The sequence below is a fragment of the Rhizobacter sp. P3_B12 genome (assembly GCF_056402895.1).
In genome coordinates this window covers 1-9,000 of record NZ_JBFUGN010000166.1, presented here as the reverse complement: position 1 = coordinate 9,000, position 9,000 = coordinate 1, and the positions used below count along the sequence as shown (strand labels likewise).

12 protein-coding genes are annotated in these 9,000 nt (G+C 65.7%); 9 read left to right on the top strand and 3 right to left on the bottom strand.

Annotation, left to right across the window (positions count from 1 at the left end; translation table 11 throughout):
• Window positions 1-1,363, bottom strand: a 1,363-nt coding sequence (gene atzF, locus AC1D01_RS11740; RefSeq protein WP_477866322.1) for an allophanate hydrolase, incomplete at its 3' end; no start/stop codon positions are given.
• A gap of 195 nt (window positions 1,364-1,558) precedes the next feature.
• Here atzF and AC1D01_RS11735 point away from each other — a divergent pair.
• Window positions 1,559-2,653 carry a LacI family DNA-binding transcriptional regulator gene (locus tag AC1D01_RS11735; protein ID WP_477866320.1) on the top strand — a complete coding sequence of 365 codons (1,095 nt, stop codon included), beginning with the start codon at window positions 1,559-1,561 and terminating at the stop codon, window positions 2,651-2,653.
• 33 nt (window positions 2,654-2,686) lie between these two features.
• Here the strand turns inward: AC1D01_RS11735 and AC1D01_RS11730 are convergent, their stop codons facing one another.
• Together AC1D01_RS11730 and AC1D01_RS11725 are read right to left on the bottom strand one after the other, a co-directional pair.
• Window positions 2,687-3,604: a dihydrodipicolinate synthase family protein gene (locus tag AC1D01_RS11730; protein WP_477866318.1), complete on the bottom strand. Its 918-nt coding sequence runs from the start codon at window positions 3,602-3,604 to the stop codon at window positions 2,687-2,689.
• 10 nt (window positions 3,605-3,614) lie between these two features.
• Window positions 3,615-4,637: an aldo/keto reductase gene (locus AC1D01_RS11725; RefSeq protein WP_477866316.1), complete on the bottom strand. Its 1,023-nt coding sequence runs from the start codon at window positions 4,635-4,637 to the stop codon at window positions 3,615-3,617.
• A gap of 180 nt (window positions 4,638-4,817) precedes the next feature.
• Here AC1D01_RS11725 and AC1D01_RS11720 point away from each other — a divergent pair, with 180 nt between their 5' ends.
• The 8 genes from AC1D01_RS11720 to AC1D01_RS11685 form a co-directional block, all read left to right on the top strand.
• The gene (locus tag AC1D01_RS11720; protein ID WP_477866314.1) at window positions 4,818-5,207 is read left to right on the top strand and encodes a hypothetical protein; all 390 of its coding nucleotides are present in this window, start codon (window positions 4,818-4,820) and stop codon (window positions 5,205-5,207) included.
• An 18-nt stretch (window positions 5,208-5,225) separates the two neighbouring features.
• Entirely contained in the window at window positions 5,226-6,230 is a 1,005-nt protein-coding gene (locus tag AC1D01_RS11715) for a hypothetical protein (protein WP_477866312.1), read from the top strand.
• A 146-nt stretch (window positions 6,231-6,376) separates the two neighbouring features.
• Window positions 6,377-6,652, top strand: coding sequence for a hypothetical protein (locus AC1D01_RS11710; protein ID WP_477866310.1), 276 nt, complete (start codon window positions 6,377-6,379; stop codon window positions 6,650-6,652).
• Window positions 6,653-6,826: 174 nt separating this feature from the next.
• Entirely contained in the window at window positions 6,827-7,420 is a 594-nt protein-coding gene (locus tag AC1D01_RS11705; RefSeq protein WP_477866308.1) for a prolyl hydroxylase family protein, read from the top strand.
• A gap of 50 nt (window positions 7,421-7,470) precedes the next feature.
• Complete coding sequence (locus tag AC1D01_RS11700; RefSeq protein ID WP_477866306.1) at window positions 7,471-7,767, top strand: hypothetical protein; 297 nt, start codon at window positions 7,471-7,473, stop codon at window positions 7,765-7,767.
• Window positions 7,768-7,817: 50 nt separating this feature from the next.
• Window positions 7,818-8,387, top strand: coding sequence for a hypothetical protein (locus tag AC1D01_RS11695; protein ID WP_477866304.1), 570 nt, complete (start codon window positions 7,818-7,820; stop codon window positions 8,385-8,387).
• A gap of 2 nt (window positions 8,388-8,389) precedes the next feature.
• Window positions 8,390-8,722, top strand: a complete 333-nt coding sequence (locus AC1D01_RS11690; protein WP_477866302.1) for a hypothetical protein — start codon at window positions 8,390-8,392, stop codon at window positions 8,720-8,722.
• Between the two features lie 8 nt (window positions 8,723-8,730).
• Window positions 8,731-9,000: hypothetical protein (locus AC1D01_RS11685; protein ID WP_477866300.1), on the top strand; the 270-nt coding region annotated here is incomplete at its 3' end.

The following is a 9,000-nucleotide window of genomic DNA, read 5'->3' as shown; positions in this document are numbered from 1 at the left end:
GCTCGAACACGCGGGCGAGCGTGGCGGCCAGCCCGGCCAGCGCGAAATCGCTGAACGCCGGCCCGATCAGCGTGACGCCGGCCGGCAGGCCGTCGCCGCGCATCGGGCCGGGCAGCGCATGGGCCGCCATGTCGAGCAGGTTGACGAAGTTCGTGTAGTGGCCGAGGCGCCGGTTCGGCTCGAACGGATCGGCCTGCAGCGCGGCCCGCGTCGGGTGCGTCGGCGCGCTCGGCACCACCAGCACCGCGACCTGCGACCACATCGCCGCTGCCTGGCGCTGCGCCGCRGCCAGCGCGTACTGCGCCTCGAACAGCTCGTGGGCGGCCGGCGCGCGGCCGCTGCGCACGATCGCCGCGACGGTGGGGTCGGCACCGGGCGGGTCGCCATCGAGGAAGGCGCCGACCGCGGCATAGCGTTCGGCCACCCACGGCCCCTGGTACAGCAGCGCCGCAACGCGCGCGAGCGGCTCGAATGGCACCGGCACCAGCTTGCAGCCGCGCTCGCGCAGATGGACCAGCGCGGCCTCGAAGGCGTCGCGCGCCTGCGCATCGCCGAAGAACTCCAGCGTGTCGGGCACGCCGACCGCGAGGTCCTGCAACGCGTCCAGCCGCAGCCGCGGCGGCAACGCGCTGCGGCTGAACGGGTCCTGCGGATCGGGGCCGGCCGCCTGGCTCGCGACCACCCAGGCGTCTTCCGGCGTCAACGCGAACACCGAGATGCAGTCGAGGCTGCGGCAGGCCGGTACCACACCGGTCGACGGCAGCCAGCCCTTGGTCGGCTTCAACCCGCTGATGTGGCAGAAACCGGCCGGCACGCGGCCCGAGCCGGCTGTGTCGGTGCCGAGCGCGAACGGCACCTGGCCGGTCGCGACCACGTAGGCCGAGCCCGAACTGGAACCGCCGCTCACATGGGCTGCATCGAACGGGTTCGGCACCGCGCCGTACGGCGAACGCGTGCCCACCAGGCCGGTCGCGAACTGGTCGAGGTTGGTCTTGCCGACGGGAATGGCGCCGGCATCGGCCAGGCGTTGCACCGCGGTGGCATGCCGCGCGGCCGGGCCGCTCGCGAAGCCCGGGCAGGCGGCGGTGGTCGGCAACCCGGCCACGTCGATGTTGTCCTTCACCGCGAACGGCAGGCCGAAGAGGGGCAGCCGCTCCCACAGCGCCGCGCCTTCGCYGCGCGCGCGGGCATCGCAGGCCTCGGCCTCGGCCAGCAGTTCCTCCTCGGGCCGCAGCGCGATCCAGGCCGATGCCGCATGCCGTGCACGCTCGTGCAGCACGCGCTCCATCAGCCGACGCACCGTCAGGGTGCCTTCGCGCAGCGCCTGCTGCAGTTCACGCAAGGTCCGGGGCTCGAGGGACATGGGATCCGGRCTCCACAACAGGGCATCGACACGGGTCGAGAATGGGTGAATGCGATCTTGTATGCAAGTTGCGAGCCATGGTTTTCCCTCATGTTGCGTGGGTGCCGATACGCTCCTTCGGGGGTGTTTCAACGCCGCAATGCATGGATGCATGAACGTACACTTTTCGATTCACTCACAGCAGTACGGCCACGCATGAAGGCGGTCTCCAAGAAGGTCACCAAGAGCCCACCCCCCAAGCCGGCGCGCAAGCGTGCCGCTGCGGCGCCCGCCGTGGCCAGCGTCACCGACACATCGGTGACGCTGCAGATGGTGGCCGAGCTGGCGGGCGTGTCGTCGAGCACGGTCTCGCGCATCCTGAACGGCAGCGCGAAGGTGAGTCCGGCCAAGCAGAAGGCGGTCGATGCCGCGATCGCGCGGCTGGGCTTCATGCCGAACCCGGTGGCGCGCGGCCTGGCCGGCGGGCGCACGCTGAGCATCGGCGTGGTCACGCAGTCGATCGACAGCCCGTTCTACGGCGAAGGCCTGCGCGGCATCGAGGCGGTGCTCGGCGCGGCCGGCTACATGCCGCTGTTCGCGAGCGGCCACTGGACGGTGGCCGACGAGAAGAAATGCGTCGACCTGCTGCTGTCGCGGCGCGTCGACGGCCTGATCGTCTTCACCGGCCGGCTGCCCGACGAGGTGCTGATGCAGGTGGCGCGGCGCGTGCCGACGGTGGTGACGGGGCGCAAGCTCTCGGCCCCCGGCCTGTTCAGCCTGAACTTCGCGAATGTCGAGGGCGCGCGCATGGCGACGCGGCACCTGATCGAACTGGGCCACCGGCGCATCGTGCACATCCTCGGTTCGCGCGAGCATGCCGATGCGCGCGAGCGCAAGGAAGGCTACCGCCGTGCGCTGAAGGAGGCCGGCATCGCCTACGACCCTGCGCTGGTGGTGCAGGGCGATTTCAGCGAGGCGGGCGGGCTGAAGGCGCTGAGCCAGCTGATGGAATCGCGCACCGACTTCAGCGCGATCTTCGCGGCGAACGACCAGACGGCCTATGGCGCGGCGCTCGGCCTGTACCGGCGCAACCTGCGCGTGCCCGACGACGTGGCGGTGGTCGGCTTCGACGACCTCGCGGGTTCGCAGTACTCGATCCCGCCGCTGACCACGATCCGCCAGCCGGTGTACCAGCTCGGCGAACTGGGCGCGCTGGCGGTGCTGGCGATGCTGCGCGGCGAGACGCCGGACGGCGCGCTACCGCCGCCGCTGCTCGTGATGCGGGAATCGACGCGACCGTTGAAGCGCTGAGAACGGAAGCATCCGTTCGCCCTCGGCAGGTGATCATCGGCCCCAGCGCAGCACCAGCGGATCCAGCCGCCGTGCCGCATCGAGCAGGCCGGTGCGCGTGGCCGGGTGCATCGGCGGGTACGGATGGCGCGGCGCATCGCACGCGATGACGCCGCCTTCCTTCATCAGTGCCTTCGCGCTCAGGAAGCCGCCCTGGCGGTTCTCGAAGTTGATCAGCGGCAGCCAGCGTGCATAGGCCGCGACGGCTGCTTCACGATTGCCTGCCGCGAACGCATCGACGATCTGCCGGATGCCGTCGGGGAAGCCGCCGCCGGTCATCGCACCGGTCGCGCCGGCATCCAGGTCGGCCAGCAGCGTGATCGCCTCCTCGCCGTCCCACGGGCCTTCGATCGCATCGCCGCCCAGCGCGATCAGGTCGCGCAGCTTGGCCGCCGCCTGCGGCACCTCGATCTTGAAGTAGCGCACGTTCGCCGTCTCGCGTGCGATGCGTGCCAGCGTGGCCGCGCTCAGCGTGGTGCCGCTGACGGGAGCGTCCTGCACCATGATCGGAATCGCGAGCGCCTCGGACAGCCGCGAGAAGAACTCGATGCTCTGGCCCTCGGGCACGCGCAGCGTCGCGCCGTGGTACGGCGGCATCGCCATCACCATCGCCGCGCCCTGCTGCTGCGCGCGCACGCTGCGCTCGATGCACAGCCGCGTGCTGAAGTGCGTGGTCGTCACGATCACCGGCACGCGGCCGGCCACGTGCTCGAGGATGGTTTTCGTCAGCAGCTCGCGCTCGGCATCGGCGATGACGAACTGCTCGGAGAAGTTCGCGAGGATGCACAGCCCGGTCGAGCCGGCATCGATCATGAAATCGACGCAGCGTTTCTGGCTCGGCAGGTCGAGCTCGCCGCTGTCGGTGAAGGTGGTGGGCACCACCGGGAACACGCCCTGGTATCGCGCGGTCATGCTTGTCTCCTCACACCGGCAGCGGGTTGCGTTCGAACGATGCCTGGTGCCAGTACGGATACGGCCGGGTCACCGTGCTGGCCTCGTCGAGCAGCTTCATCTGCGACGTGCTCAGCGACCAGCCGACAGCGCCGAGGTTGTCGCGCAGCTGGGCCTCGTCGCGCGCGCCGATGATCACGTTCGCGACCGTGGGCCGCTGCAGCAGCCAGTTCAGTGCGATCTGCGCCACGCTCTTGCCGGTTTCCTTCGCGACGGCGTCGATCGCGTCCATCACGCGGAACAACTGCTCGTCGGGCACCGGCGGGCCGAACTCGGCGGTCTTGTGCAGGCGGCTCTGCGCCGGCAGCCCGGTGCCGCGGCGGATCTTGCCGGTGAGGCGGCCCCAGCCGAGCGGGCTCCACACCACCGCGCCCACGCCCTGGTCGAGCGCAAGCGGCATCAGCTCCCATTCGTAGTCGCGGCCGATCAGCGAGTAGTAGGCCTGGTGCGCGACGTAGCGCGAGATGCCCAGGCGCTCCGATGCGGCCAGCGACTTCATCAGGTGCCAGCCGGAGAAGTTCGACACGCCGAGGTAGCGGATCTTGCCGGCGCGCACCAGGTCATCGAGCGTGCGCAGCGTCTCTTCGACCGGCGTCTGCGCATCGAAGCCGTGCAGCTGGAACAGGTCGATGTAGTCGGTGCCGAGCCGCTTCAGCGAAGCGTGCACCGCATCGAGCAGGTGGTGGCGCGACGAGCCGACGTCGTTCGGCCCGCTGCCGAGGCGGAAGGTGGCTTTCGTCGAGAGGATCACCTTGTCGCGCCGGCCGGCGATCGCCTGGCCGAGCACCTGCTCGGCCGCGCCCGCGGAGTACACGTCGGCGCTGTCGAACATGTTCAGGCCGGCCTCGAGGCAGATGTCGAGCAGGCGGCGTGCGCCGTCGGCATCGGTCTTGCCCCAGGCGCCGAAGAATTCGCCACCGCCGCCGAAGGTGCCGGTGCCGAGGCTGAGCACGGGGACCTTGAAGCCGCTCGAGCCGAGTCTGCGATGTTCCATTCGAATCTCCATCAAGGGGGGCGCGCAGTTTGCCCTGCCCCGGGTAGACCCAACGATAGCAGGGGTGTGGCTGTAAAGATGCCATGCGTAACCCGTGCAAACATTCTGCACAGTTGATTTCTAGACTGGTTCCTCGACGCCATCGAGCAGTGCAACCCGGTGTCGAAAAAGGAGACGGTTATGGAGAACTGGACGCAGATTGCGGCGGCGCTGTCGTTGTTGGTTGCCCTGGTCGTGGTGATGGCGATGACGTTCGTGATGAACGCCATCGCGCGGTGTGCCGAACGGCGCGCCGAGGAGGTCTACCTGCAGGCCAAGGGGCTGGCCTTCAGCCTGGCCCGCTCGCACCTGCAGGGCGCCTACCTGGGCTTGAACCGGCGGTGCTGCCCCGCATGCCGAAGCCGCGTGAGCGTGGCGGCCGCCGCGCACGACTGCAGCGCGGCGATGCGGATGGTCGACGTGAACTGTGATTGCGGGCTGTGTGCCTGTCGCCTGGGGCTGTGTCGGCAGGCCGACGAGGAGCTGATCCAGCCCACGCCCACCGGGCCGGGCGAGTCTGGCGGCAGATGACGGCGCGAGGGTTCGAAGATGGACCTCGTAACGCCACTCGACGCGACATCGTTCGGCGTCACCCTCAAAGTCCTCGGGCCGCTGTACTGGATCATTGCAGTGGCCGTCGCGATCGTCGTGTCGTGGTTCCCGAAGCGCCACTGGATGCAGTGGGGCGTCGCGGCCGGGGTCATGGCCGCATTCGCATATCCGGTGGCGACGCACTTTGCCGAGCGCAATCGGTGGCTCGACCAATCGAACGCGAGACTCGAGGCCGCCATGGCGCATTTCCAGAAGCGTTGCAAGACCGCTGGAGACAAGGTCAACCGTGTCGTCGAGGATGTCGATGGCATCGTCTGGATGAAGTGGCGTCCGGTGATCGTGGACGCCGAGCAGTTTTCGGAGGATCCCTATGGCAGGGATTGCAGCGGCGAGGATTGCATCAAGATTCTTCTGCGTGCGTCCAGCGGTGGCGGGCTGGATCGGCCGGAGGCAAGGCAATACGCGACTGGCTACCGCTTCGTCGAGGCCGTGGACCCGAGCGACGGGAAGCGGTATCGGTACACGGCCGCCCTCGCGTTCGTGAGACAGCGGACACGGGTCGAGAGAGAGCAGTACATGGCGAAAGGCAGCGGCAGGGACCCCGGCTTTGGGATCTACGAGTTCAAGCTGGAACGCAAAGCCATCGACGCGTTCACGGCGCGCTATGGTTTGACGTGGGATGACATCTCCACGCTCGACGATCGCGAGCACTGGGTGGCCGGAGGCACGCTGAAGGCCATCGATCTGCAAACCCAGGAGGTTGTCGCGGAGCGAACCGGGTATCTCTTGAACACGAGGCGAGGGCGCATCGAGTACTCCAACGATCCCTGGGCGTGGGCCAAGCTGTATGCGCCCCGATGCCCGAAGCGGGATGAGCGCACGTGGGATTTCGCTTCGAAGCGTCTTCGGCCATCGAAGGGGGAACAGCCGGGTGGGTCTGAGCATGGTGCCGCCGCAGGGCTGCCAGACCGAGATCGGCGATCGCGGCCATCAACGGGTTGAAAGACCGCGCAACTGCATATCTCCTGCACAGTTGATTTCTAAGCTGCTTCGCTCAACACCACTCTGCAGTGCAACCCGGTGTTGGCAAAGGACGGCAAATGAACGATTGGTTGGGTGTTGCGATAGTGGTGTCGGTGGTGGGGTTCGTGGTCGCGATGAAGGCGCTCGAGCGCTGGATTGAACGGCGAGCGGACGAGCTGTTCCTGCAGGCGAAGGGCACCGCGCTGGATGCGGCCCACTCGCACGGCGCGCAGGCGGGCATGGCAGAGCGACGATGCCCCGCGTGCGATGGAGTGGTGACGGTGAGTGAACGCCAGACCGGCGTGCCGGATGCGCTTCCGGTGCTGGAGGTGCGTTGCGAATGCGGCCTGTGCGACATCAGCGTCTGCGTGGAAGCGCCGGACGACGATGAAGTGAAGTAGATCGTTGTGCGCGGACGCGCGGCTTGCAGTAGCGCATCCGCGCACTCGTTCCATACAGAGTGCTCATACCGTCATCTGGCTCGTTGATGTCCCCCATCAGTGGGTGCGCGCAGTTGAGGACTTTGCGGCGCGGCGTGACTAGACTGGCGCGGTCAAAGGGAGAAGGAAGAAGACATGTCGGACATCGTGATCGGTGAGGCGCTTGCTGGTGTGCCCGCATCACCGCGGCAATGGGTGCCTCATTCGGAGCGCGTGTTCTCGGTGCCGGGCTTGTTGTCGAGCGACGAGTGTGCGGCGCTGATCGAACTGGCGGAGCAGCGTGGGTTCGACGCGGCATCGGTGCGGACTGCGGCAGGCCAGCAGCTGATGCGCAATGTGCGGAACAACGAGCGTGCGCAGTTCGAGGCGCCGTCGTGGATCGCGTTGTTGTGGGGGCGGTTGGCGGCGTTGCCGCTGCCGCACCTGGATGGCGAAGCTGCCATGGGGTTGCCGAAGGAACTGCGCTTCTACAAGTACTCGCCCGGGCAGCGCTTCAAGATGCACAAGGACGGGCCGTGGTCCGAGGGCGGAATGACCAGCAGGCTGACGCTGCTGGTCTACCTGAATCACGGCTTCGAAGGCGGGGAGACGGACTTCCGGGACTTCAAGGTGGTGCCGCARCAGGGATGCGGGCTGCTCTTCATTCATGACACGTGGCATGAAGGGGCGGAGGTCGGGCGGGGGATGAAGTACGTGCTGCGATCGGATGTGATGTACGGTTCATCTTGAAGGCAAGGTAATCTGAAAATAAATATGAATCGCAACATTGGGCATTGAATATGGCTTTCGTCAACGAATTTATTTCTCTGGAAGACGTTGAGAAGTACAGCATCAAGGCGATTGATAGGCGATTCTTGAAGATGACATTCGAGCCTGATTGGACGATTGATAAAGAGCGAGACGTCTATTTTCGTTTCGTGGGGTCGGGTCGCGAGGAATTCGCTACACAGAAGGAGTGCACGCTCTATTGGCGAGGTGTGCTGCTAGCGATTCAGCTGGATCAACAGATCGCGGCGTCGGTGGTTCCAAAAAATGACTATTTCCAGATCAATTTCAGAATGCGGGTGCCCGCATGAGGACGTCTATGCCACCCCCCTCCTTTGAGCCGACAAAACCCCCAGTCGAGATGCCGCCGACCGTTCCGGTTTTCAGCTTGTCAGGCAGCTTGAGTCCGCTGCTGTTGATCCCCATGGCGGTGCCAGTTTTCGTGGCGCTGTTCGCGACTGACAACATTCTTGATCTGTGGCCCTGGCTGCGTCGATTTACCTTGTGGATGCAGCACCTGATGCCGTTCATACCTATGAATGCGCATGCGGCTTCGACCACCTATTCCCAAGCCGCCTTGCTGACTCACTGCCTCACGCTAACGGTAATTCCCATTGCTTCGCTGGTGTGGCTGTGGCAGAGCTTCGTGAACTACCCGCGGCTGCTGGCACGCAGCCGGGCACGAGGAGGAATGAGGTTCAGGCAATACCTGCTGCTGTCGCTCGTAGGCGTGCCGTTGATGCTTGGTGGCGTCTACTTCTTCATGGCTCTTCCCGGGGACCCTTCATTCGCAAAAGGTATGACTACACATAGCCGCGTCGGATTCGCGTTCCTGACCTTCTCCGCGATGTATGGCACCAGCGTAGCCCTTGGCGGTCAACTACTCATTCTCCGACTMTTCATCGATACCAACTTTAGAAAGGTGGTCTGAAAGTGGCTTCCATCGACTACTCATTCATCGAAACATTTGCGGTCAAGTTCAAGGACCCGGACGGCTGGGATGCCGTTGGAACGCCGACAGGATCAGCCGATCAATTCTTCGCCGAACTAGGCAAGCTCTCGAAGAAGATTCAAGAAGGAAAACTCACGGTCAGTGACGTTGAGGCGGCCAAGGCGGTGCTCAATAAGTTCGCTGATGGCATCAACCGGCTCAACGCTCGAATTGCAGGGGCGGCATCAGGTAATGCGGAGGATGCGAAGTTCGCCAAAGCGTTCAGAAGCATGGCTGCCGACGTTAACCTAGAAGGAATGCGGGTGGCCGCATGAGGCCGGCCATGCTTCCCCCCTCTTTTGAGGAGACCAAGCCACCGGTCGAGGTGCCAGCGACCATTCCGGTGTTCTCGCTTCGAGGTACTTTGAGCCCGTTGCTCATGGTCCCCGTGGCACTGCCATTGCTCGTCATTCTGTTCGCACCGGTCACGATTCTTGACCTGTGGCCCTGGGCGTTGCGGTTTACCGATTGGGTTCAGCGCATGGTGCCGTTCATGAACATGAAGGCGCATGCGAACTCGACGACGTATCCGCAGGTGGCACTGCTGGCTCAC

Bases quoted from the DNA above. Each gene is read 5' to 3' on its own strand.
- AC1D01_RS11720 (WP_477866314.1), top strand. From the start codon at position 4,818: ATGGAGAACTGGACGCAGATTGCGGCGGCGCTGTCGTTGTTGGTTGCC.
- AC1D01_RS11725 (WP_477866316.1), bottom strand. From the start codon at position 4,637: ATGGAACATCGCAGACTCGGCTCGAGCGGCTTCAAGGTCCCCGTGCTC.
- AC1D01_RS11715 (WP_477866312.1), top strand. From the start codon at position 5,226: ATGGACCTCGTAACGCCACTCGACGCGACATCGTTCGGCGTCACCCTC.
- AC1D01_RS11700 (WP_477866306.1), top strand. From the start codon at position 7,471: ATGGCTTTCGTCAACGAATTTATTTCTCTGGAAGACGTTGAGAAGTAC.
- AC1D01_RS11735 (WP_477866320.1), top strand. From the start codon at position 1,559: ATGAAGGCGGTCTCCAAGAAGGTCACCAAGAGCCCACCCCCCAAGCCG.
- AC1D01_RS11730 (WP_477866318.1), bottom strand. From the start codon at position 3,604: ATGACCGCGCGATACCAGGGCGTGTTCCCGGTGGTGCCCACCACCTTC.